Genomic DNA, 20,735 nt, shown 5'->3' with positions numbered 1-20,735 from the left:
TGTGAAAATATGGGGTTTTAGTTTGAATTCATTGGTGTATTTGTTTTTCACATGCTGAAACGTATTTTCGAAGGGTTGGAGATGACGACCGCCCGCCCGCGTGGCCGCCCCAGAAGCTTCCATGACAAGACCGACCAGAATATGGTCCAGTCGCTCGACCGGGCGCTGCTATTGCTCCGCGTTCTGGGCGAGGCGGGCGGCCTGACGCTGACCGAGCTTGCCCAGCGGACCGGCAGTTCCGCGCCCACCGTCTATCGCGCGCTGACAACGCTTCAGACCCATGGCTTCGCCGAGATGGAGGAGCCCGGCCAGCTCTGGCATGTGGGCGGCGGTGCCTTCCGGGTCGGGTCGGCCTTTCTCAGGCGGACGAAGATCGTGGACCGCGCCCGACAGCCGATGGACCGGCTGATGCGATTGACCGGAGAAACCGCGAACCTCGGGGTCGAGCATCGCGACCAGGTGCTGTTTCTCGCCCAGGTCGAAACGCACGAGGCAATCCGCGCCTTCTTTCCGCCCGGGACGCTGGGCGCGATGCATGTCTCGGGTATCGGCAAGGCGCTGCTGGCCTGGATGCCGCCCGCGCGCGTGGCGGCAGTCGTCGGCGAAGGCGGTCTCGCGCGGTTCACGGCCCAGTCGCACGGCGATCTTGCATCCTTGACCGACGATCTCGACCGTACACGGGCGCGCGGCTATGCCATCGACGATCAGGAACGCGCCGAAGGCATGCGCTGCATTGCCGCGCCGATCTTCAACGCCCATGGCGAACCGGTCGCCGGACTTTCGATCTCGGGACCGACCTTCAGGATCGATCTGGCCGATACCGAACGGCTCGGCGCATTGGTGCAGGCGGCCGCAGATGAGGTGACCATCGCAACCGGCGGCACGGCGCCGCGCGACCGGGCGTGACGCGGAAAATCCTTCGCGAAGGATTTTCCGCCACAGGCGCGCGGGGCCGAAGAATTTTCGCGAAAATTCTTCGGCGGCAACCCCGGTCAGCTTCCCCGGTAGGTGGACATGCCGAAAGGCGACAGAAGCAGCGGCACGTGATAATGCGCCTTTGCGTCAGAGATGCCGAAGCGGATCGGAATCTGGTCGAGGAAACGCGGACTTTCCGGCGCGGCGCCGGTCCGGTCGAGATAGTCGCCCGCGAAGAACACCAGTTCGTAGGTGCCGACCGCGAACTTCTCCCTGGGCAGGATCGGCCCGTCGGTCCGGCCGTCGGCGTTGGTCACCGCCTCGGCAATCTTCTGGTGGCTGTTGCCGCGCAGCCGGTAGAGCGCGATCTTCATGCCCGCCGCAGGCAGGCCACGCGCCGTGTCGAGCACATGGGTCGTCAGATATCCCTCGGCCATGTCATCCTCCGTCAGGCCCCCATCATGCGCCCTGCACGACGGCCGCAACAGCGCCGGAGCCCTGTAAGACCTTCTGTATTTTGGCGATAATCCTTTCGCCAATCGCGTACTATCAAAGCACAGAAGCTGCAGGAAGGCGCATCCATGAACCGCTATCCCCGCGATTTCCGAGGCTACGGCCCGAACCCGCCCGATGCGAACTGGCCGGGTGGCGCGAAGATCGCGATCTCGCTTGTCCTGAACTATGAAGAGGGCGGCGAGAACAACCTCCTGCATGGTGACAAACAGTCCGAAGCCTTCCTGTCGGACATCGCCGGTGCCGCACCCTGGACGGGCCTGCGGCACTGGAACATGGAATCGATCTATGAATACGGCGCGCGGGCAGGGTTCTGGCGGCTCCATCGCCTGTTCGCCGGCATGGATATTCCCGTCACCATCTACGGCGTGACCTCGGCCCTTGCCCGCAATCCCGAACAGGTCGCGGGGATGAAGGCGGCGGGGTGGGAGATTGCCTCTCACGGCCTGAAATGGGTCGATCACCGCGACATGGACGAGGCAGAGGAACGCGCGCAGATCGCGGAGTCTTTCCGCCTGCACGAAGAGGTCGTGGGCGAACCGCCGCGGGGCTGGTATACTGGCCGCTGTTCGATGAACACCGTCCGCCTGACGGCCGAGACGGGCAGGCTCGACTGGATTTCCGACACCTACGACGACGACCTGCCCTACTGGATGGAGGCGGGCGAGCGCGACCAGCTGGTCATTCCCTACACGTTAGAGGCCAACGACATGCGCTTCGCCACGGCGCCGGGCTATATCGAGGGCGAGCAGTTCTTCACCTACCTGAAGGACACGTTCGACACGCTTTATGCCGAGGGCGCGGCGGGTCGGGCCAAGATGTTCTCGGTCGGCCTCCATTGCCGCCTGATCGGGCGGCCCGGCAAGATCGCCGGGCTGAAGCGCTTCCTCGATTATGCGCGGGGACATGAGGGCGTGTGGTTCGCGCGGCGGATCGACATCGCACGGCACTGGGCCAAGACCCATCCGCACAAGCGGATCGAGCGGCCCTCGCAGATGACCCGTGACCGGTTCGTCGAACGGTTCGGCTCCATCTTCGAACATTCGCCCTGGATCGCCGAACGGGCCTGGGCGCTTGAACTCGGCCCGGCCCATGACAGCGCCTCAGGCCTGCACAATGCGCTCGTCCGGATGTTCCGCTCCGCCACGCCCGAGGAACGGCTGGGGGTCCTGAAGGCCCACCCCGATCTTGCAGGCAAGCTTGCCGCCGCGAAGAGGCTCACCCCGGAATCGACCGCCGAGCAGGCATCGGCCGCGCTCGACGCGCTGACCGACGATGAGCGAGCGACCTTCCAGCGGCTGAACGCGGATTATGTCGCCAAGCACGGCTTCCCCTTCATCATCGCCGTGCGCGACAATGACAAGGCCTCGATCCTGCAGGCTTTCGAGACCCGGATCGGCAACGACACCGAAACCGAATTCGCCACCGCCTGCAAACAGGTCGAACGGATCGCCGAACTCAGGCTCAAGGACATGCTGCCATGACCGGATATTACGCCCCGAAAGGCGGCTTGCCGCCGCAGACCGCGCTGATGACCCAGCGCGCGGTCTTCACCGAGGCCTATTGCTTCATCCCCCGGGGCTGCTTTTCCGACATCGTGACCAGTTTCCTGCCGGGTTGGTCCAAGACCCGCATGTGGCTAATTGCCCGCCCGATGTCGGGCTTTTCCGAGACCTTCAGCCAGTATGTCATGGAGGTGGGCCCCGGCGGCGGTTCCGATACGCCGGAGCCGGACGAAGGCGCCGAAGGGGTGATCTTCGTCACCGAGGGCGATCTCTGGCTGTCGCTCGACGGCGAGGAGCATGACCTCGGCCCTGGCGGCTATGCCTATATCCCGGCGGGTTGCACATGGCGCGTTCACAACGGCAAGACCGCCCCCGCCCGCTTTCACTGGGTCCGCAAGCTCTATGAGCCGGCACCCGGCATTCCCGCGCCCAAGGCCTTCGTCACCTCCGACAAGGACGTGTCGCCCATCGCCATGCCCGACACGCAGGGCCGCTGGGCCACGACCCGCTTCGCCGAACCCGACGACCTTTCCCACGACATGCATGTCAATATCGTCACCTTCCAGCCGGGCGGCGTGATCCCGTTCGAGGAAACCCATGTGATGGAACACGGGCTCTACGTGCTGGAAGGCAAGGCGGTCTACAAACTCAATCAGGACTGGGTCGAGGTCGAGGCGGGCGATTTCATGTGGCTCCGCGCCTATTGCCCGCAGGCCTGCTATGCCGCCGGACCCGGGCCCTTCCGCTATCTCCTCTACAAGGACGTCAACCGCCATGCGCGCCTGAGGGGCGTCGGCGCTTTCGGGCGCTGACCGTCTCTTTCGTTTTCAAATATCCCGGGGGTCCGGGGGCAGCGCCCCCGGCCTCCGCCCGGAGGGCAGATGACCCAGACGATGACCGCAAGCGCCCTGACCGCGAACGCCTTCGCCCCGTTCGGCGAGGTGCTCGAGGTCTCCGGCCCGCCCACGAAACTGATCAACGCGGGCAAATGCGGGCGCTGGCACGACCGCGCCCTTCTCGATTTCGCCGATGCCCGCGCGGGTATCTCGATCTTCCGGTCCGAGTGCTTTGCGCTGCCCTACGAGTTCGACCTCGTCGAACGCCACCCGGAAGGCAGCCAGGCCTTCATCCCGATGTCGGCCGATCCGTTTCTTGTCATCGCCGCGCCGGATGAAAATGGCCGCCCCGGCCCGCCCGTGGCCTTCCTCACCAGCGGCGCGCAGGGGATCAACCTGCGCCGCAATGTCTGGCACGGCGTCCTGACCCCGCTCGGCGGCCCCGGCCTTTTCGCCGTCATCGACCGGATCGGCACGACGCCGAACCTTGAGGAATACCGCTACCCCGAACCTTTCCGGGTCACGGCATAGCCCCGGACGGGGCTTCTAACCGGACCGCGCCCATGGGGCGGCGCGGAGACGGCGCGAACAATAAGCCCCGAAGGGAAGTGAAACATGTCCGACAAAGTCCATCCGGCGGACGAGGTTCTGCCACCACCGAAGCTCTTCACCCTCGGCCTGCAGCATGTGCTGGTCATGTACGCGGGTGCCGTTGCCGTTCCGCTGATTGTGGGGCGCGCGCTGAAACTCGAACCTGCCGACGTCGCCTTTCTGATCTCGGCCGACCTTTTCGTCTGCGGGATCGTCACCTTGATCCAGTCGCTGGGGGCAACCCAGTGGTTCGGCATCCGGCTGCCGGTGATGATGGGCGTCACCTTCGCCGCCGTTGGCCCGATGGTGGCCATGGCGAACGCGAACGGCGGCACCGAAGGCGCGCGGGCGATCTTCGGCGCGATCATCGCGGCGGGGATCATCTCGATCCTGATCGCTCCCTTCGTGTCGAGGATGCTGCGGTTCTTCCCGCCCGTCGTCACGGGGACGATCATCCTCGTCATCGGCGTCAGCCTCATGCGGATCGGCATCAACTGGATCTTCGGCAATCCCGTCGGCCCGACCGCGCCGCAGCTTGTGGACCCCGCCCATGCAGACTGGCTGAAAGCCGTGACCGACGGCGCAGCATCGGGTGCGATTTCCGGCCTGCCCGAGATGCCCCAGGGTCTGGCGCTGGCCGCGAAATCCAGCAACCCGCTCTATGCGGCGCCGGGCAATATCGTGATTTCGGCCATCGTTTTGGCCTCGATCCTGCTCATTGCCCGCTTCGGCAGGGGGTTCGTCGCCAATATCGCCGTGCTTCTGGGCATCGTGATCGGCGCGGTCATCGCCATCGCGCTTGGCAAGATGAACTTCGACAAGGTCGCGGACGCCAGCTGGTTCGGGCTGATCACGCCCTTCCATTTCGGCATGCCGACATTTGATGGCGTGATGATCCTGACCATGACGCTGGTGATGATCGTGGTAATGATCGAATCGACCGGCATGTTCCTGGCCCTTGGCGAGATGACCGGAAAGCGGGTGGACCAGCCCGCCCTGTCGGCCGGCCTCAGGACCGATGGCCTCGGCACGCTGATCGGCGGGATCTTCAACACATTCCCCTACACGTCCTTCAGCCAGAATGTCGGGCTTGTCGGTGTTACCGGCATCCGGTCGCGCTTTGTCTGTGTCGCGGGCGGCCTCATCCTGATCGTCCTTGGCCTCGTGCCGAAGATGGGGGCGCTGGTCGAATCGGTGCCGACGATGGTTCTTGGCGGTGCAGGCCTCGTGATGTTCGGCATGGTTGCCGCAACCGGCATCCGCATCCTCGCGGGCGTCAATTTCAGCACCAACCGCAACAACCTGTTTATCGTCGCGGTCGCGCTGGGCATGGGGATGATCCCGCTCATCGCGCCGAACTTCAAGCAGTGGATGCCCCACGGCATCCATCCCCTGATCGAATCGGGCATCCTGCTCGCCTCGATCACGGCGGTCGCACTCAATGCCTTCTTCAACGGAGCATCCGCCACCGAGGAAGACCTCAAGGCCGCGGCTTCAACCGCCGACCACTGAAACAGCCGGGGGGCCGCAGCCGTGGCCCCCCGGCCCGACGGCGTTGACGTCCGCCGCTCATCCCCCCAAGAAGGGCAGGGGACGGAGGACGGATGAGACGATTTCTGACAGAGCTTTACGAACGCAACACCCGGCGCGGCGTGCGGTTTCGGTACGGGCTCCTTGCGTTCGACCTGGTCACCATCGCCTTCATCGTCGCCACATCTTTCGTCACGCGCGGGATCGAGACCGAGGCGCTCGACGTGGTGATCGGCGTGATCTACCTCGCCGACGTATCGGCCCGGGTCTATATCAGCCGCCACCGGGTGCGGGAACTTCTGCATCCCTATGGCATCGCCGATCTGGTCGTGGTCTTTTCGCTGCTCGCGCCGCTGGTGGGCGAAGGGTTCGCCTTCCTCCGCGTCGCGCGGATCTTCCGGGTGCTCAGGTCGTACGAGACGCTTCGCCGCCTCCGGCAGGATTTCCGCTTCTTCCACGACAATGAACAGACGATCATCGCCGCGACCAACCTCGCGCTGTTCATCTATCTGATGACCGCGCTCGTCTACGAAACCCAGCACCGCACGAACCCTGACATCAACAACTATGTCGATGCACTCTATTTCACCGTCACGACGCTGACCACGACCGGCTACGGCGACATTCTTATGCGCGGCACCACCGGGCGGCTGATGGCCGTCATCATCATGATCTGCGGCATCTCGCTGTTCATCCGGCTGGTGCAGGTACTGCTCAGGCCCGTGAAGGTCGAGCATAAATGCCCGGCCTGCGGTCTCAAGCGGCATGACCCGGACGCGGTTCATTGCAAGGCCTGCGGCCTGCTGCTGCATATCGAGGACGAGGGGCGCGACTGACCTCAGACAGGTTCGGCGACGGCGCTTACCTCGTACATCACCGGTTCGAACCGCGAACAAAGCGCGGCGATCCGGCGGTTCCTCTCGCGCATCTCGTCGGTCCTGAGCATCGCCTGAAAATCCTCGCGCCGCCGCCACTGGCTGTAGTTGGCGATTCGGGTCTGGGCGTCGTTCATATGCAGGCCCGCACCAAGGAAACCGGGCTGATGGCGAATGAAGGCTTCATAGGCATCCTTCAGCTCGTCCATCAGGTCTTGCGCCGTTCCGGGCGTCATCTCGAAAGTGGTGATCACCGTCTGTCCGGTGAAGTCGCGGCGGATCGCGGGCATGGTCGGTCCTTTCCGGGTCGGTTCGCGCGCTTTCAGCCTATCACAAGGCCCTGAAATCTCTAGGATCGACTCGCAAGTTGGCGCGGTTTTGCTACAGTCGCGCCTGTTGCCGCATCCATGGGGGGCAAAGCGCTGCGCCTGCAAATCGCCTTTCTGACGCTGATCCTGATCGGAACGCTTGTTCTGTGGGCGGTGTTTGTGCCTGCGTCGCGACCCGTGCTCGACCGGATCGGCGCCGCGCCGTTTTTCGAGGCGGTCGGACTGCCGCTCGCCGGGGCCGAGGTGCCGGGGTCCGGGCAAGGGCCGGGCGGCAAGTCGCCGGGCGGGCAGGCGGGGCCACAGGTCATCGCCGCTCCGGCGAGGTCGACCCGGCTCGTCGACCGGGCTGAAGCGATCGGCACAGCACGCGGCATCCGCTCTGCCTCGGTCGCAAGCGAGATCCTCGGGCGGGTCGAACGCGTGACGGCCGCCCCCGGAACCTATGTCGAAGAGGCAAGCCTGATTGCCGAACTTGATGCGGGCGGCGCCCGGATCGGCGTCGAACAGGCGCGGCTGGCGCTGGCCGATGCCGAACGCGCCCGCGACCGGCTGGACCGGCTGGCCGGGTCGGGCGCGGTGACCGTTCAGCAGAAAGAGGACGCCGCCTCTGCCGTGCGCGCGGCGGAGCTGGCGCTTGAGGCCGCGACGCTTGACCTCGCGCGGCACCGCATCCTTGCGCCGGTCGCGGGCTGGGTCGGCCTGATCGCCGCCGAGCCCGGCGATTATGTGACGGCGGGAAGCACACTCACGACGATCGAGGACCGGTCGACCCTGACGGTCGAGTTCCGCCTGCCCGAACGGCTCGCGGCGCGGCTGGCGCCGGGCATGGAAATCGCGGCCCATCCTTTGTCCGACCCCGGCCTGAGTGTCGCGGGCAGGATCACGGCCGTCGACAATCAGGTCGAGGCGGCGAGCCGGACGATCCGTGTCGAGGCGCATATTCCGAACGAGGGCGACCTGATCCGCCCCGGCATGGCGATCCGCCTGACGCTCGAGATTCCCGGGCCGGACTATCCTGCCGTCGATCCGCTCTCGATCCAGTGGGGGGCGGAGGGCGCCTATGTCTGGGTCCTGCGCGATGGCGTCGCGGACAAGCTGCCGGTGCGGGTGATCCAGCGCAATGCCGCGACCGTGCTTGTCGCCGCCGATTTCGCGCCGGATGATCTGGTGGTCAGCGAGGGGATGATGAACCTGCGCGCGGGCCAGCCCGCAACCGTCATCTTGCCGCAACCCGCCGCTGCCGAGGTCGGCGGGTGAGGCCGGAGCATCCCACCGACGCGCCGCGGTCGGGCGATCAGCGGACGGGACTCGTACGGCTTCTCGTGGAACGCCCGGTCCTTGCCTTCGTCCTCAACGCGCTGATCGTGATTGCGGGCCTTGCCGCGCTTCTGGGGATCGAGGTGCGCGAACTGCCCTCGGTCGAAGCGCCGGTCATCACCGTCTCGACCGATTTCCCCGGCGCCGCGCCCGAAACCGTCGACCGCGAGGTGACGGCGGTGATCGAGGGCGCGGTCAGCCGGGTGAGCGGCGTGAATGCCATCTCTTCCTCCTCGCGCTTCGGGGCAAGCCGGGTGAGCATAGAGTTCCGCGACAAGGTGGATATCGACATCGCGGCAAGCGATGTGCGCGACGCGCTCGCCCGCGTGACAGGGGCCTTGCCCGACGGGGCCGAGGTGCCGCGCGCCATCAAGGCCGACGCGAACGGCGAGACGGTCGTGCGCCTGGCGCTGACCTCGCCCCGGCGGGGATCCGAGGCGCTGACGGCGCTCGCCGAAGACCTGCTGGAAGACCGGCTTCTCGCCATTCCCGGCGTCGCCGACGTGCAGATGAACGGCGCGCGCAGCGCGATTTTCCGCGTCGATGTCGATCAGGCGGCTTTGGCAAGCCGCGGCCTGACTTTGGCCGACCTGACGCGGGTTCTGGGCAGTGCTACGCTCGATGCGCCGGCGGGTGCGCTGACCTCGGCCCGCCAGAGCCTTTTCGTGCGTGCGACCGCCGAGATCGCGACCGAGGCCGATATCGAGGACCTGACGGTCGCCCCCGACGTGCGGCTCGGCGATGTGGCATCGGTCTATTTCGGGCCCGAACCCGGTACCTCGGTCCTCAGGACCAATGGCGAAACCGGGATCGGCCTGTCGGTCATCCGCGCGGCGCAAAGCAACAGCCTGGCCATTTCCGCCGCCGTCACCGCACTGGTGGCCGAGGTGCAGCGCGACCTGCCACCGGATGTCACGCTCTTCGTCTCGTCCGATGCCGCCGCCTTCGTGCGCGGCGCGCTCCATGAGATCGAGGTTGCCCTGTCGCTGTCGGTCATGGTCGTCGCGCTGATCATCTTCCTTTTCCTGCGCGACCTGCGCGCGACGCTTATTCCTGTGCTGGCGATTCCCGTCTCGCTGATCGGCACGCTTGCCGCACTTTGGGCGGTGGGCTTTTCGGTCAATATCCTCACGCTTCTGGCCTTCGTGCTGGCCACCGGCCTCGTCGTCGACGATGCGATCGTGGTGCTGGAAAATATCGCCCGCCGCCGGGCCGAGGGGATGGGCCCCCGCGCCGCCGCCGTTCTGGGCACCGGGCAGGTCTTCTTCGCGGTCGTCGCGACGACGACCACGCTCGCCGCCGTCTTCGTGCCCCTCTCCTTCCTGCCCGGTCAGGTTGGCGGGCTCTTCCGGGAGTTCGGCCTGACGCTCGCCCTGTCGGTCGCCATCTCGGCCCTCGTCGCGCTCAGCTTCTGCCCGGTCCTTGCCGCGCTGACATTGAAAGGGGCGCCGGCGGGCGAGGTCCGCAGGCCGGGCTTCCTCGCCCGCGCCTATGCGGCAAGCCTCAGGGCCGCGCTGCGTGTACCCCTGGCCATCGTCCTTGCCGCCGTCCTTGCCGCGATCACCGCCTGGTTCCTGCAATCCTCCATCCGGCGCGAGCTCACACCGCCTGAAGATCGGTCGGTGATCCTTCTTTCCGTCCGCGCACCCCAGGGCGCCGCGCTCGACTACACCTACGAGAAGATGCGGCAGATCGAGGATCTGGTGGAACCCTTGCGCACCTCCGGCGAGGCGCGCAGCATCTTTTCCGTCTCGGGCACCGGCAGCGGCAATGGCGGGTTCATTGTCATCGCGCTGGTGGACTGGGCAGACCGGGCCCGCAGCCAGCAAGAGATCGCGGCCGAGGCCCAGTCGCGGATCGACGGCGTCATCGGCGTACGCGCGACGCTTCTGCAGCCCAATTCCCTTGGCATTCGCGGCGCGGGCCAGGGCCTCAGCTTCGCTGTCGTCGGCCCCGATTATCCGGCGCTGGCCGAGGCCGCTTCGCGGCTGGTGGCGCGGATGGGCGAGGACCCGGCCTTCGGCCGCACGCAGGTGGGCTATGACCTGACGCAGGCGCAATTGTTCGTCACCGTCGACCGCGCCCGTGCGACCGACCTCGGCATCGACATCGCGGGCCTTGGACCGGCGATCGAGGCGCTGATCGACGGGCGCAAGGTCGGGCAGGTCTTTCTGGGCGACAAGAGCTATGACATAAGCCTGACCTCGGGGTCCGAGCCGGTGAACGACCCCGGCGATCTGGAACGGCTGTTCGTCAAGGCGGGCGACGGGCAGATGGTGCCGCTGTCGTCCTTCGTCACGCTCGAGGAACGCCCTGTCGCGCCCGACCTGCAGCGCGAAGGGCTGATGCGTGCCGTACCGGTCAGCGCGGGCCTCACGCCCGACCTCTCGCTCGGCGCGGCGCTGGACCGGGTGCGGGCGCTGGCGCCGGAGGTTCTGGCGGAAGGGATGCGCATCGTGCCCTTGGCCGAGGCGAAACTGCTTGAAACCAGCCAGTCCGGCACGCTCATCACCTTCGGCTTCGCGCTTCTCGTGGTGCTGCTGGTCCTGGCCGCCCAGTTCGAAAGCGTCGTCTCGGCGCTGATCGTGATGGCGACCGTACCGCTCGGCCTTGCCTGCGCGGTCTTCGCGCTCTTGCTGACCGGCGGCAGCCTCAATGTCTACAGCCAGATCGGGCTGGTGCTTCTGGTCGGAATCATGGCCAAGAACGGCATCCTTGTCGTCGAGTTCGCCAACCAGCGGCGGGAGGAGGGCGCAAGCGTCCGCACTGCCATCGAGGAAGCGGCGCTGATCCGCCTCCGTCCGGTGGCGATGACGATGCTGTCCACGGTCGTGGGCGCGGTGCCGCTGCTTCTGGCCAGCGGCGCGGGGGCCGAGGCGCGCGCCGCGCTCGGCTGGGTGATCGTCGGCGGGCTGGGTCTGTCGGCGCTCGCCACGCTCTACCTGACGCCTGCCGCCTACCTCCTGCTCGCGGGCCTGTCGAAGCCGCGCTCGGCCGGGCGCGACCGGCTTCAGGCGGAACTCGCGAAGGCGGGGTTCTGATCGGGCGTTTGCCCGACGGCCGCGCCCGGGCTAAGAAGCGCCGGAGATCACGGGAGGAGAGGCGGATGACCGAACGCTGCGGCTGGTGCGGGACGGAACCGATCTATGTCACCTATCACGACACGGAATGGGGCGTGCCGGAATATGACGCTCGCGCCTTGTGGGAAAAGCTGATCCTCGACGGCTTTCAGGCGGGGCTGAGCTGGATCACCATCCTGAAGAAGCGCGATGCCTTCCGCGCCGCCTTCGAAGGCTTCCATCCCGAGATGATCGCCCGCTGGGGCGAGCCGGAGGTGGCGCGCCTGCTGGCCGATCCCGGCATCGTGCGGTCCCGCGCCAAGATCGAGGCGACGATCGGCAATGCTCGCGCCTGGCTGGCCATCGCCGAAGACGAGGGGTTCGACCAGTTCCTTTGGCGCTATGTCGACGGCCGACCCTTGCAGAACAAGTTCCGCACGATGGCCGACGTCCCCGCCCAGACGCCGCTGTCGGAACGCATTTCGAAAGACCTCAAGAAAGCCGGCTTCCGCTTTGCCGGGCCGACGATCACCTATGCTTTCATGCAGGCGGTCGGGCTGGTGAACGACCATATCGTGACCTGCCACCGGCACGCGCCGCTTTCTGCCTGAGGCCGGAGTGGGGGTCTTCCACCCCGTCGTCCATTGGTTCTTGAACCAATGGCGCACCAATGAACGACCCCCGGAGGATATTTGGAAACGAAAGACGAGAAAGCCTCTCTTTCGTTCTGAAATATCCCGGGGGAGTCCCGGACAGGGTCCGGGACGGGGGCAGAGCCCCCTGTCAGCCCCGCAAGGTGCCGCCGGTCGCCTTGGCGACCTTCTCGACGATCTTCGCGCTGACCGCCTCGATCTCGGCCTCGGTCAGGGTCTTGTCGCGCGGCTGGAGCCGCACGGTGATGGCCAGCGATTTCTTGCCCGGCCCCATCTGCGCCTCGGCCTTCTCGCCCGCGAACTGGTCGAAGACCGCGACGCGCTCGATCAGCGCCTTGTCGGCGCCCTGCGCGGCGTTGAGAAGCGTCAGCGCCTCGACTGTCCTGTCGACGACGAAGGCGAAGTCCCGCTCGACCGCCTGCAGGTCGGAAATATCGAGCGCGGGCCGGGTGGCCGTCTTCACCTTCGGGAAGGGGACGGCGGCCAGATGGACGGTCAGTGCCATGGCCGGGCCCTTCACATCCATCGCTTTCAGAACCTTCGGGTGAACCTCGCCGAACGTGGCCATCACGTTCGGCCCAAGCGACATGGTGCCCGACCGGCCGGGATGGAACCAGCTTGCCACCTTGCGGCCGATCTGCACCTTCTGGGGCGCGCCGATGGCGGCAAGCACCGCCTCGGCATCGGCCTTGGCGTCATAGACATCGACCGGGCGGCGCGAGCCATGCGGGTCGCGCGCGGCGCTGGCGCCCACGAGAAGGGCGGTCGCCTGCAGGGCCTGTTCGCCGGGCTCGCCGCCGGTGAAAGCCTGCCCGACCTCGAAGAGCGCCAGATCCATGAATCCACGCGCCTGATTGCGGGCGGCGGCCCGCAGAAGGCCCGGCAGCAGGTCGGGCCGCATATGGGTCATTTCCGACGAGATCGGATTTTCCAGCCGCGTCGCTTCCGCCCCGCCGCCGAAAAGCGCGGCCGAGGCACCGTCGATGAACGAATAGGTCACGCATTCATTGTAGCCCAAGGCAGCGAGCGTGCGGCGCGCGGTCTTTTCCCGCACCTGCATCGGCGTCAGGATCGGTTTCGGCACGCCCGGCCGCGCCCGCCGCATCGGCTTGCCTTCAAGCTTGGTCAGCGAAGCGATGCGCGCGACTTCCTCGACAAGGTCCGCCTCGCCCAGCACATCGGGCCGCCACGAGGGCGGGCTCGCCATGTCGCCCTTCAGCGCGAAGCCCAAAGCCTCCAGCGTCGCGCGCTGCTCGGTCTCGGGGATGTCCATGCCGACGAGCGAGATCACGCGGGCCGGGTCAAGGCGGTAGGCGCGTGACGTATCCGGCACCGCGCCGTCCATCACCACGTGCGAGGGTTCGCCGCCGCAAAGGTCGATGACCATGCGTGTGGCCAGTTCCAGCCCGGGCAGGGTGAAGGCCGGGTCCACCCCGCGTTCGAACCGGTAGCGGGCGTCGGAATTGATCTTCAGCGCGCGCCCCGTGGCGGCGATGGTGATCGGGTCCCAATAGGCGCTTTCGAGGAAGACATCGGTCGTGTCCTCGGTGCAGCCCGACATCTCGCCCCCCATGATGCCCGCGAGGCTTTCCGGCCCCTGATCGTCGGAGATGACCATCATCCCTTCGCGCAAGGCATAGGTCTTGCCGTCGAGTGCCAAGAGCTCCTCGCCGCCCTTCGCCGGGTGGATGCGCAGATCGCCCTTCACCTTCGCCACGTCGAAGACGTGAAGCGGCCGGTTGAGAGCGAAGGTGAAGAAGTTGGTGATATCGACCAGCGTCGAGATGGGGCGAAGGCCGATCGCCGCCAGCCGGGCTTGCAGCCAGGCAGGCGAGGGGCCGTTCTTCACGCCCCGGATCACCCGGCCCGCGAAAATGGGGCAGCCCTTGTCCTTCAGCCCGCCTTCGATGCGGACTTTCACCGGGCTGTCGAACGTGCCTGTAACCGGCTCGATCGCAAGCGGTTTCAGCCGACCCAAGCCCCGCGCCGCGAGATCGCGCGCGATGCCGCGCACGCCAAGCGCGTCGGGGCGGTTCGGCGTGATCTTCACATGCACCATCGGATCGACGGTCTCGGGGCGGTTCGCCGCCAGCCAGTCGGTGAACTTCTGGCCCACCTCGCCCGAGGGCAGTTCGATGATGCCGTTATGTTCGTCAGAAAGTTCCAGCTCGCGTTCCGACGCCATCATCCCGTGGCTTTCGACGCCGCGGATTTTGCCGACGCCAAGTGTCACGTCGATCCCCGGCACATAATCGCCGGGCTTGCACAGCACGACCGTGATCCCCGCCCGCGCGTTCGGCGCGCCGCAGACGATCTGCTTTTCGCCCTCGTCGGTCAGGACCCGGCAGACACGCAGCTTGTCGGCATCGGGGTGCTGTTCGGCATGCAGGACCTTCGCCAGCGTGAAGGGCTTCAGCCGCGCCGCGCGATCCACCACCTCCTCGACCTCGAGGCCAAGGTCGGTCAGCGCATAGGTGATCTCGTCCAGCGTCGCCTCGGTTTCGAGGTGATCCTTCAGCCAGGAGAGGGTGAATTTCATGGTCTGGTCCCGGATTTCGGGGCCGGGATCGCCCGGCCGGCCGCTGTTTCGCGGCCCGGGATAACGCATAGGACGCAGGCAGGAAAGGGTGCGTGGGCGCGATTGCGCCCGGATTACCTGCCGTGGCCCCTCAGAACTGGTCGAGAAGGCGCTTCAGGTAATCCAGTTCCAGATCGGGGCGGGTCTGATCCGACGACCGTCGGCGGATTTCGTCCAGAAGGTCGCGGGCGCGGCGGTAGACATCCTTGTCCTGCAACACGTCGCGGCCATCGCCCAACTGGCCGCGCGCGCCGTCCTGACGGCCAAGCGGATCAAGCGGGACTTCACGGTTCGGGTCGCCCTGGGCCTGACCCTCGGCGCCTTGCAGGCGGTTCTGGTCCTGCGCATAGGCCTGACCGAGGCTGCGCATCCCTTCGCGGAGGTTCTCGATCGCCTCGGCCTGGCGGTCGATGGCGGTCGGCAGATCGTTGTTGCGCAGCGCCTCCTCGGCGCCGTCCATGGCGCGGCCCGCCTCCTCGAGCGAGCGGCGGGCATTGTCGGCATCCTGCCCCTGCGCGTCGGGCAGGCCCTTGCGCTGGCGGTCAAGCTCGCGCCGCAGCGCGCGCTGCCGGTCGGCGAGGCTCTGGCCATCCTCACCGCCGCCAGTCGAGGGATCTGCCTGCTCCTCCGGCCCCTCCTCGCCATCGCGCATGCCCTGTGGGTCGCCCTGACCCTCGCGGCCGTCCCCATTCTGCTGGCCTTCGCGGAAGGCGTCGTCGGACAGTTGCTGCTGATTGCGGAGCGTGTCCTGCAGGTCGCGCATCGCCTGCTGGCCGGGCCGCTGCCGCCCCTCGCCGCCCTCGCCCTGGGTGACCTTCAGGTTCTCTAGCAGCTGGTTCAGCTCGTTCAGCAGCTCCTGCGCTTCGGCCATCTTGCCTTCTTCCATCAGGCGCTGGATTTCATCCATCATCTGCTGGATCTGGTCGTCGGTTATGCTGGGACCCTGCTGGTTGTCGGTAAACCGGTCGGCGGGGTCCTCCTCCTGCCGCTCGGCCAGCATGTTCAGATAATCGTCTGTCGCGGCGCGCAGCTCGTCCATCAGCTTCTGGATCTCGTCCTGACTCGCGCCGTTCTTGATCGCCTCCGACAGACGTTCCTGCGCGCGCCGCATCCGTTCGCGGGCATTGTCGAGCCCGCCATCCTCGATCAGGAGCGCAGCGTCCCACAGTGCCTTGGCGAGCTCATCGCGAAGCTCGGGCTGCAGCTCGCCCGCCTCGCGCCCCGCCGTCAGGCGCCGGATCGCCACGCGCAGCATCAGATAGGCCTTTTCATCGCGCACGAAGCCTTCGGGCCGATGGGTAATGGCGCGCAGGAGCTGGTCGGCGCGCTTGGCATTCTCGCGCGACCACAAAAGATCGCGGCGCATCTCGACCACCGCGGCCGCGAGCGGGTCGAAGAAACGGCGGCCCGGTAAGGTGAGCGGCATGGGTTCCGAACTGCCGGTCTGTCCGGCGCTGTCGGTCACCGTCATGGTCATGACCACCGGCAGGTTGGCCCAAGGGTGTTCGGAGGCATTCTCGCCCAGAACCTCGGTGAAATCGGCGCGGCTGCCGCTGACCGGAAGCGGCAGGTCATAGGTCAGGACCGGCTGCGGTTCGGGTTCGGCGGCAAGGCCGTAGCGGCGCTGGATGGCAGCGAGATCGAGCGTGAAGCGCACCTCGCCTTTGGCAATCGCGTAATCGTCGGCGGCATGGAAGCTTTGCACCATGCGTCCATCCGCCTTGCGGTCCATCGGCCCCTCGGGCGCGACGGTGGGCGCGCCGTCGGCGAGGACCGAGATTTGCCAGCTGCGCCCGCCCTCGCCCTCGACGGAAAGCGTGCCGGATTTGGTCGCGGCAAGATCGAAGGCGCGCAGGCTGTCGGGGGCGGCTTCCGGCGATGCCGCAGGGGCTGGCGGCGGGCTGGCGATATCCTGCGACACAGTCAGTGCCGACGCCGGGCCGTAAAGCCGCAGGATGATGCGGCTTCCGGTCGGCACTTCCAGCCGGTCTTCCTTCACCGAGGACAGATACAGGGTCGGCCGCCCGGTATAGGCGGGCGGTTCGATCCAGCCTTCCCAGCTTGCCGCGATCTGCGCCGCCCCGGCTGCAGGCGCCGTCACCGTGGCCAGCCGCCAGAGCGAGCCGAAAAGCAGCGCGATCATCAGCGCGGTAAAGGCCGCATAGCGCAGCGCGAAAGGATCGCGCGCGGCCAGCCTGAGGTCGGGCGCGGGTGCCTTTGCGGCGCGCGCCCGGGCGCGCATCCGGTCAAGATGGGCCTGCCAGACCGCGCGCGAGGCCGGATCGGCGGCGCCGATTGCCTGATGGTCGTTCAGCGCGGCAATCGGCCGGCCCGGCAGGGTTGCGTCAAGCCGTGCCTCGGCTTCTGCCACTCTGGGCCAGCGGAAGGCGCGCAGCCCGCGCACGACAAACCACAAAAGCGCAAGCGGCACCGCGACCAGCACGGCCCAGAACAATTCCAGGGGCGCCCAGTCCTGAAATCCGAGCGCAAGCGCGGCGATCGAGGCGATGGCGAGGGTCCAGAACGGCCAGAAGGCGCGGGTCAGACGTTCGGCCACGAGCCCCGCCCGGGTCAGGCGCAGGGGCCAGCGCAGGTCCCTGTCGAGGGGCTTCTGCCGGGTCTCTCTCGTCATCTCGCCTTTCGCCGGACGGGAAACACCCACGGGTACGCCCCGCCCGCTTCTAGAGCCACGCGGGCAGTCTATCGCGGTTTATCATCTCGTCATAGGTCGGACGTTCGCGGATAACGGCGAATTGTTGCCCATGAACAAGCACTTCGGGAATGAGCGGGCGGGCATTGTATTCCGAGGCCATCGCCGCGCCATAGGCCCCGGCAGAGCGGAAGGCCACCAGATCGCCCTCACCCACCGGCGGCAGCGGGCGGGCCCTGGCGAATGTGTCGCCGGTTTCGCAGACCGGGCCGACGATGTCGTAAGGCTGCTGGTCGACCCCCGGTGCCGGTTCGATCACCGGCACGATGTCATGATGGGCGCCGTACATGGATGGGCGCACCAGATCGTTCATTGCCGCGTCGAGAATGAGGAAATCCCGACCCTCGCCGTGCTTGAGGTAGATCACCGAGGCAACGAGGAGGCCCGCATTGCCGGATATGAGCCGCCCCGGCTCGATCTCCACCTCGCAGCCCAGATGGCCAACGGTGCGCTTGATCAGCGCGCCATAGTCCAGCGGCAGGGGCGGCGCCTCGTTCGACCGGGTGTAGGGGATGCCCAAACCGCCGCCGAGGTCGAGGCGGCGAATCTCGTGGCCGTCGGCGCGGAGCACTGCGGTCAGTTCCGCGACCTTCAGATAGGCCTGTTCGAACGGTTCAAGCTCGGTCAGCTGGCTGCCGATATGCACGTCGATGCCAACGACCTCGATCCCCGGCAGGCACGCGGCTTCGGCATAGACCTCGCGCGCGCGTTCGATCGGGATGCCGAACTTGTTTTCCTTCTTGCCGGTGGCGATCTTCTCATGGGTGCGGGCGTCGACGTCGGGGTTCACCCGGATGGTGATCGGTGCGGTCGCCCCGAGGCTTTTCGCGACCTCCGACAGGGCGCGCAGCTCGGGCTCGCTTTCGACGTTGAACTGCCGGATGCCGCCCTCAAGTGCCATCCGCATCTCTTCCCGCGTCTTGCCGACGCCGGAAAAGACGATCCTGTCGCCCGGCACGCCCGCGGCCTTCGCCCGCAGATATTCGCCGATCGAGACCACATCCATCCCCGCACCAAGCCGCGCGAGCGTCTTCAGGACCGCGATATTGCCGTTCGACTTGACCGCGAAGCAGACAAGATGGTCGAGCGGGCTCAATGCCTCCTGAAACAGCCGGAAGTGGCGCTCCAACGTCGCGGTCGAGTAGACATAGAAGGGCGTACCGACCGCTGCGGCGATCTCCGGCAGGGACACGTCCTCGGCATGAAGGATGCCGTTGCGATAGAGGAAGTGATCCATCCGAAACCTTTCTGCCAGGCGCCGCGCCGCCAGCATCCCTAGTGTGAGGCAGGGCCCGCGCCAAGGGAAAAGCGCGCGCGGTCGTTGCCGGCGAAGCGGCGGCAAGCCGCCTGCGGTCTTTTGGTTGGCTTGACCGCAGCAAAGCGATACTTAACTACCACGCCCTGACCAGAAGTCGCAGATGAGCACCCCCGTGAAAATGAATGTTCTGTCCGGTTTCCGGGATAGCCATGTCGGCAGGCTTCTACGCGAGAACTTCCGTGCCCAGATGCCGCTCTACATCATCGCGATCATCGCCATGGTGATGGTTGCGGCGACGACATCCCTGACCGCCTGGATCATGAAGGACATCGTCGATTCGATGACCAATCCGGATGATCGGATGCGGGTCTTCCTGGTCGCGGGGGCCGTGGCGCTGATCTTTTTCCTGAAAGGCGTGGCGAGTTACGTGCAGACCGTTGCGCTGACCCGGGCCGGCAACCGGATCGTCGCGGTCCAGCAGCGCAGGCTTTATGCGAAGCTTCTGCGTCAGGGCGCTGCCTTCTACAACACGAACGAATCTTCCAGCCTTCTGATGCGGCTCACGCAATCGGCGCAGTCGGCGCGCGCGATCATCGATATCCTGGTCACCGGTTTCGTGCGCGACATGCTGACCCTCGTCGGGCTTGTCGCGGTGATGATCTACCAGCAACCGACCCTGTCGGTCGTGTCGCTTCTCGTCGGACCGCTCGCCCTCCTTGGCGTGCGCCTCATCCTGCGCAAGGTGCGCGCGATCATGGAGCAGGAGCTTGCCTCGCTTGCCGAGATCTTCAAGGTCGTGCAGGAAACCTCGGCCGGGATCATGGTGGTGAAGGCTTTCTCGCTTGAAGAGAAGATGGCAGGGCGGATGAATGCGGCGGTGGGGCAGGTCGAAAAGCGCGCAAATGCCATCGCCCGGCTCGAGGCGGTCACGAGCCCTCTGATGGACACTCTTTCAGGCTTCGCGATCGCGGGCGTCGTTGCCCTGAGCGCCGTCAGTCTGTTTGGCGAGAGCCCCACATCGGCTGGCCAGCTCATGTCTTTCGTGACCGCGCTTCTCATGGCCTATGAGCCGGCAAAACGGCTTTCGCGCATGCGCGTGTCGATCGAGGCAAGCATGGTCGGCGTGAAGATGATGTACGATCTTCTGGACGCGCCCGAGACGCTGACGGAAGCCGAGATGCCCGTTGATCTGCCTGCGGGCCCGGGGCGGGTGGAGTTCAGTGCGGTCAGGTTCGCCTACGCCAGGAACAAGCCCGCGCTGCGCGATATTTCGATCGTTTGCGAGGCGGGCAAGACAACGGCGCTGGTCGGCCCCTCGGGCGGTGGCAAGTCGACGATCCTGAACCTTGTGCTCAGACTCTACGATCCGCAGACCGGAACTGTTGCGATCGACGGTGTCGATCTCAAGACCGTCTCCTTTGCCACCTTGCGTGAGCGGATTTCCTTTGTAGGCCAGGGAACCTTTCTCTTTTCGGCAAGCATCATCGACAATATCCGCCTCAGCCGCCCCGACGCGACGGAAGAGCAGGTAGTCGAGGCGGCTCGCGCGGCCAATGCGCATGAGTTCATCAAGGAACTGCCGCAGGGCTATCAGACCCAGGTGGGCGAGAACGGCGCCTTCCTTTCGGGCGGGCAGAAGCAGAGGCTGGCGATCGCAAGGGCGATTCTGAAGGATAGCCCGATCCTTCTGCTCGATGAGGCAACGAGTGCCCTTGACGCGACCTCCGAAGGCCTGGTGCAGGAAGCGCTGCACCGGCTGACACGCGGGCGGACGACGATCGTGATCGCGCATCGTCTCTCGACGGTGCTGGAGGCCGACCGGATCTGCGTGGTGAACGAGGGCCGTGTGGTCGAGCAGGGCACGACCGAGGAGCTGCTGGCGAAGGGCGGGATGTTCCGGCGGCTCTATGACCAGCAGTTCCGCGCGGTCGGCTAGGCTGTGCCAGGCGCCTCCTCGTGCGCTTCGCTTCTCGTCGGGCCGACGCGCGAAGAGCGCACGAAGTGCGACGATGAGCAGGCCTGAGAGCCACCCTGTTCCGTTCATCGCGCTTTTGGCCTATAGGAGC

The 20,735-nt window shown here is 66.4% G+C and carries 15 protein-coding genes; 10 read left to right on the top strand and 5 right to left on the bottom strand.

The annotated features are described in order from the left end of the window. Window positions 1-81 precede the first annotated feature (81 nt). Complete coding sequence (gene bhcR / locus P0645_RS13890) at window positions 82-906, top strand: HTH-type transcriptional regulator BhcR (protein WP_284165188.1); 825 nt, start codon at window positions 82-84, stop codon at window positions 904-906. 86 nt (window positions 907-992) lie between these two features. On the opposite strand, the gene uraH is transcribed toward bhcR, so the two are convergent. Continuing rightward, window positions 993-1,352 (bottom strand): hydroxyisourate hydrolase, encoded by a 360-nt coding sequence (uraH, locus tag P0645_RS13885; protein WP_284165187.1) that lies wholly within the window; start codon window positions 1,350-1,352, stop codon window positions 993-995. A gap of 144 nt (window positions 1,353-1,496) precedes the next feature. Here uraH and puuE point away from each other — a divergent pair, with 144 nt between their 5' ends. The 5 genes from puuE (at window position 1,497) to P0645_RS13860 (ending at window position 6,726) form a co-directional block, all read left to right on the top strand. Beyond that, complete coding sequence (puuE, locus tag P0645_RS13880; protein WP_284165186.1) at window positions 1,497-2,912, top strand: allantoinase PuuE; 1,416 nt, start codon at window positions 1,497-1,499, stop codon at window positions 2,910-2,912. After that, window positions 2,909-3,745, top strand: a complete 837-nt coding sequence (locus P0645_RS13875; protein ID WP_284165185.1) for a bifunctional allantoicase/(S)-ureidoglycine aminohydrolase — start codon at window positions 2,909-2,911, stop codon at window positions 3,743-3,745. The genes puuE and P0645_RS13875 overlap by 4 nt, the downstream gene beginning before the upstream one ends. A gap of 69 nt (window positions 3,746-3,814) precedes the next feature. After that, the gene (locus tag P0645_RS13870; RefSeq protein WP_284165184.1) at window positions 3,815-4,300 is read left to right on the top strand and encodes an ureidoglycolate lyase; all 486 of its coding nucleotides are present in this window, start codon (window positions 3,815-3,817) and stop codon (window positions 4,298-4,300) included. Window positions 4,301-4,384: 84 nt separating this feature from the next. Further along, window positions 4,385-5,872, top strand: coding sequence for a nucleobase:cation symporter-2 family protein (locus P0645_RS13865; RefSeq protein ID WP_284165183.1), 1,488 nt, complete (start codon window positions 4,385-4,387; stop codon window positions 5,870-5,872). Between the two features lie 92 nt (window positions 5,873-5,964). Then, a complete protein-coding gene (locus P0645_RS13860) occupies window positions 5,965-6,726 on the top strand; it encodes a potassium channel family protein (RefSeq protein ID WP_284165182.1) in 762 nt (253 codons plus the stop codon). Window positions 6,727-6,728: 2 nt separating this feature from the next. Here the strand turns inward: P0645_RS13860 and P0645_RS13855 are convergent, their stop codons facing one another. Beyond that, window positions 6,729-7,055, bottom strand: a complete 327-nt coding sequence (locus P0645_RS13855) for an antibiotic biosynthesis monooxygenase family protein (RefSeq protein WP_284165181.1) — start codon at window positions 7,053-7,055, stop codon at window positions 6,729-6,731. Between the two features lie 117 nt (window positions 7,056-7,172). Here P0645_RS13855 and P0645_RS13850 point away from each other — a divergent pair, with 117 nt between their 5' ends. The 3 genes from P0645_RS13850 to P0645_RS13840 all read left to right on the top strand — a co-directional run bounded on the left by P0645_RS13850 (window position 7,173) and on the right by P0645_RS13840 (window position 12,081). After that, the gene (locus P0645_RS13850; protein WP_284165180.1) at window positions 7,173-8,351 is read left to right on the top strand and encodes an efflux RND transporter periplasmic adaptor subunit; all 1,179 of its coding nucleotides are present in this window, start codon (window positions 7,173-7,175) and stop codon (window positions 8,349-8,351) included. 65 nt (window positions 8,352-8,416) lie between these two features. Further along, complete coding sequence (locus P0645_RS13845) at window positions 8,417-11,452, top strand: efflux RND transporter permease subunit (protein ID WP_284165387.1); 3,036 nt, start codon at window positions 8,417-8,419, stop codon at window positions 11,450-11,452. Window positions 11,453-11,517: 65 nt separating this feature from the next. Then, a complete protein-coding gene (locus tag P0645_RS13840; RefSeq protein WP_284165179.1) occupies window positions 11,518-12,081 on the top strand; it encodes a DNA-3-methyladenine glycosylase I in 564 nt (187 codons plus the stop codon). Window positions 12,082-12,253: 172 nt separating this feature from the next. Here P0645_RS13840 and pheT read toward each other — a convergent pair whose 3' ends face one another. The 3 genes from pheT to lysA form a co-directional block, all read right to left on the bottom strand. Beyond that, on the bottom strand, window positions 12,254-14,662 hold the full coding sequence (gene pheT, locus P0645_RS13835; RefSeq protein ID WP_284165178.1) for a phenylalanine--tRNA ligase subunit beta: 2,409 nt from the start codon (window positions 14,660-14,662) through the stop codon (window positions 12,254-12,256). Window positions 14,663-14,792: 130 nt separating this feature from the next. Then, window positions 14,793-17,333 carry a TIGR02302 family protein gene (locus tag P0645_RS13830; protein ID WP_284165177.1) on the bottom strand — a complete coding sequence of 847 codons (2,541 nt, stop codon included), beginning with the start codon at window positions 17,331-17,333 and terminating at the stop codon, window positions 14,793-14,795. Between the two features lie 49 nt (window positions 17,334-17,382). Beyond that, on the bottom strand, window positions 17,383-18,648 hold the full coding sequence (gene lysA, locus P0645_RS13825) for a diaminopimelate decarboxylase (protein WP_284165176.1): 1,266 nt from the start codon (window positions 18,646-18,648) through the stop codon (window positions 17,383-17,385). Window positions 18,649-18,829: 181 nt separating this feature from the next. Between lysA and P0645_RS13820 the strand changes: the two genes are divergently transcribed. After that, a complete protein-coding gene (locus P0645_RS13820; protein ID WP_284165175.1) occupies window positions 18,830-20,605 on the top strand; it encodes an ABC transporter ATP-binding protein in 1,776 nt (591 codons plus the stop codon). Window positions 20,606-20,735 lie beyond the last annotated feature (130 nt).

Origin of the sequence: Frigidibacter sp. SD6-1 (assembly GCF_030143255.1) — a bacterium.
Taxonomy (GTDB): domain Bacteria; phylum Pseudomonadota; class Alphaproteobacteria; order Rhodobacterales; family Rhodobacteraceae; genus TMP-24.
This window is presented reverse-complemented; position numbering and strand designations above follow the sequence as displayed.

Bases quoted from the DNA above. Each gene is read 5' to 3' on its own strand.
- lysA (WP_284165176.1), bottom strand. From the start codon at position 18,648: ATGGATCACTTCCTCTATCGCAACGGCATCCTTCATGCCGAGGACGTG.
- P0645_RS13875 (WP_284165185.1), top strand. From the start codon at position 2,909: ATGACCGGATATTACGCCCCGAAAGGCGGCTTGCCGCCGCAGACCGCG.
- P0645_RS13860 (WP_284165182.1), top strand. From the start codon at position 5,965: ATGAGACGATTTCTGACAGAGCTTTACGAACGCAACACCCGGCGCGGC.
- P0645_RS13820 (WP_284165175.1), top strand. From the start codon at position 18,830: ATGAGCACCCCCGTGAAAATGAATGTTCTGTCCGGTTTCCGGGATAGC.
- P0645_RS13865 (WP_284165183.1), top strand. From the start codon at position 4,385: ATGTCCGACAAAGTCCATCCGGCGGACGAGGTTCTGCCACCACCGAAG.
- P0645_RS13850 (WP_284165180.1), top strand. From the start codon at position 7,173: ATGGGGGGCAAAGCGCTGCGCCTGCAAATCGCCTTTCTGACGCTGATC.
- P0645_RS13830 (WP_284165177.1), bottom strand. From the start codon at position 17,333: ATGACGAGAGAGACCCGGCAGAAGCCCCTCGACAGGGACCTGCGCTGG.
- P0645_RS13840 (WP_284165179.1), top strand. From the start codon at position 11,518: ATGACCGAACGCTGCGGCTGGTGCGGGACGGAACCGATCTATGTCACC.
- puuE (WP_284165186.1), top strand. From the start codon at position 1,497: ATGAACCGCTATCCCCGCGATTTCCGAGGCTACGGCCCGAACCCGCCC.
- pheT (WP_284165178.1), bottom strand. From the start codon at position 14,662: ATGAAATTCACCCTCTCCTGGCTGAAGGATCACCTCGAAACCGAGGCG.
- P0645_RS13855 (WP_284165181.1), bottom strand. From the start codon at position 7,055: ATGCCCGCGATCCGCCGCGACTTCACCGGACAGACGGTGATCACCACT.
- bhcR (WP_284165188.1), top strand. From the start codon at position 82: ATGACGACCGCCCGCCCGCGTGGCCGCCCCAGAAGCTTCCATGACAAG.
- P0645_RS13870 (WP_284165184.1), top strand. From the start codon at position 3,815: ATGACCCAGACGATGACCGCAAGCGCCCTGACCGCGAACGCCTTCGCC.
- uraH (WP_284165187.1), bottom strand. From the start codon at position 1,352: ATGGCCGAGGGATATCTGACGACCCATGTGCTCGACACGGCGCGTGGC.